Below are 2,485 nucleotides of genomic sequence, written 5' to 3' on the forward strand. Positions count from 1 at the left end.
GCCAGCCCGCTCGCCACCGCCGTCTGCGGGGTCCGCGAGCGCACGTACAGCCCGAGCGGCTCGTACAGCTCGGCCGTGCCCGGCGAGGCGCTCAGCCCGCCCGCGAGCAGCAGGCTCTCGGGCACCTCCCCACCGTGCTCGCCGGCCCGTTCCAGCAGGTCGCGGACGGCCGCCACGGCCTGCTCCCGCAGCGGCCGGACGGCTTCGTCCAGGGCCGCGCGGTCCAAGGTCACCGTCCGCTCGTCGCCGGCCCGACCGATCCGGTGCTCGGCCCGGTCGGCGGTGTCCAGGGCGAGCCGCAGCCGCTCGGCGGCCCGTCGCAGGGCGTGCTCGGCGGTGTGGTCGGACGGTCCGAGCGAGCGCCGCAGGACGGCCGCCACCCGTTCGTCCCAGTGGTCGCCGCCGAGCGGATGGCGCGCCGTCTCCAGGACGGTGACCTGGCGTGCGTCGCCGTCCACGGCCAGCAGGGTCAGTTCGAGCCCGGTCGCGCCCTGGTCGTGGACCAGCACCGTGCCGCGCGCGCCCTCCCGCAGCGCTCCGTGGTGCAGGGCGACGGCCACCGCTTCGGGCAGCACCGTCCGGACCCGCAGTCCGGCGGCCTCCGCCGCGCGGCGCAGGTCCGACTCACCGTCGTCGGACATCGGCCGGCCCAGCACCACCTCGCGCGGCGTCTCCCGGCCCGCCGCGACCGCGCTCCGGGCCAGCTCCGCGAGCACGCAGCCGACCAGCGCCTGCGCGGAGGCCGTGCTGCCGGTGCGCCGCAGCAGCCGGGCGCGGGCCGAGACCGCGCCCGGCGCCCGGCTGACCCGCAGTTCGGTGCCGGGGGTGCCGCGCACGGTGGCGGGCACCGCGGGCGCGTCCGGCGGCGGATCGGCCACCACCGGCCGTCCGTTCCCGTCCAGCCAGGCGATCCGCGCGTAGCTGTCTCCGAGGTCCACGCCGTACATGTCAGTCCTCACCCGTCGCCGGTTCGGGGTCGTCCGACTCGGGGGCGATCCTGACCGTGCCGTTCTCGTCGATGCCCAGCCGCAGGCGGCTGCCCGGCTGCGGGTCGTGCTCCAGCAGGTACCGCACCACGGCGAGCAGGACGGGCTCGAACTCGTTGCGGATCTGCCGCCCGCCGTAGGCGCGGCGTTCCGGGTCGGCCATCCGCTCGGTGATCCACCGGTCCAGGCTCGCCCGGTCGGGCACCAGCTCGACCCGGTGGCGCTCGCTCACCGACTCGCCGAGCTGGGCGAGCAGCCGCTCGGCGATGCCGACCACGTGCTCGTCGCGCAGCATGTCGAAGACCACCACCCCGGGCTTGAGCCGCCCGTAGATCTCCGGCCGGCCGATCGTCCGGAACTTGTGCTCGACGGCTTCGGTGAAGTGCTCCCGGAGCACCTTGTAGGGGAGGTCGCTCCCGTGTTCGGCGAGCAGCCCGGGCAGGCCGTCCGCGCCGGTGTTGGACGTGAAGATGATCAGGCTCTGCGAGAAGTGGGCGGTCTGTCCCAGGCCGTCCGTGAGCCGGCCGTCCTCCAGGATCTGGAGGAACTTGTCGAGCACGGCCGGGTGGGCCTTCTCGATCTCGTCGAAGAGCAGCACGCTGAACGGCCGCTCCTGCACCCGGCGGGTCAGTTCGCCGCCGCGCTCGTGGCCCAGGTAGCCGGGCGGGGCGCCGGCCAGGCGCTCGGCGGCGTGCTCCTGCTGGTACTCGCTCATGTCGAAGCGGGCGTAGGCGCTCGGGTCGCCGAAGATCAACTGGGCGACGGACTTGGCGAGTTCGGTCTTTCCGACACCGGTCGGGCCGACGAAGAAGAACGCGCCGCGCGGCCGCGAGGCACCCGAGGCGCCGAAGCCGACGCCGACGTAGGCCGACTGCAGGGCGCCGACCACCGCCTCGACCGCGGCGTGCTGGCCGATCACCCGGTCGCCCAGTTCGTCGGCCGCCTCGGCGATCGTCCGGCGGTCCAGCTGGCTCCACGGGTCGATGGTGACGTTGAGCCGGTGGCGGTCGAGCAGCCGGCCCGGCTGCTGGACGGTGACCCGGCGGACGTGCGAGGAGCGGGCCAGCGCGTCCAGCTCCCAGCCGCTCATCCCGTCCGTCGCGGCGATCAGCGGCTCGAAGTCGGCGGGGGTGGCCAGCTCGCCGCCGTTGAACTCCCGGCCGATCATGTCGAACCAGAGCCGCCGCTCGGCCTGGTCCGGCGGGTCGACGTGCAGCACCACGGTGCGCGGGTCCTCCTGGTGCAGCCAGGCGGGCAGCCGGCCGAGGTCGCCGACCACGGCGAGCACCGGGTTGCGCGGGCGCTCGCCGGGCGCGACGCCGCCCCCGGCCGAGCGCGGTGCCACCGCGTCGGTCATGGCCGCGCGCAGCCGCAGGTAGCCCTGGGCGCTCGAGGGCTCGTCGGCCCGCAGGACGTGGTCGAGGTCCTCGAAGACGAAGGCGATCGCGTTGTTCCCGTCGGCGGCGAGCCGGTGCGCCTCGGCGACCGCCTCGTCCACC

The 2,485-nt window shown here is 75.5% G+C and carries 2 protein-coding genes; both read right to left on the bottom strand.

The window, feature by feature from the left end; genetic code table 11:
* The coding region (locus J0670_RS35715) for an Hsp70 family protein (protein WP_207816772.1) at window positions 1–947 on the bottom strand (947 nt) is incomplete at its 3' end.
* Window position 948: 1 nt separating this feature from the next.
* A partial coding sequence (locus J0670_RS35720; RefSeq protein ID WP_207816773.1) for an AAA family ATPase occupies window positions 949–2,485 on the bottom strand: 1,537 nt, incomplete at its 5' end.

Origin of the sequence: Streptomyces sp. FH025, from assembly GCF_017427025.1 — a bacterium.
Taxonomy (GTDB): domain Bacteria; phylum Actinomycetota; class Actinomycetes; order Streptomycetales; family Streptomycetaceae; genus Kitasatospora.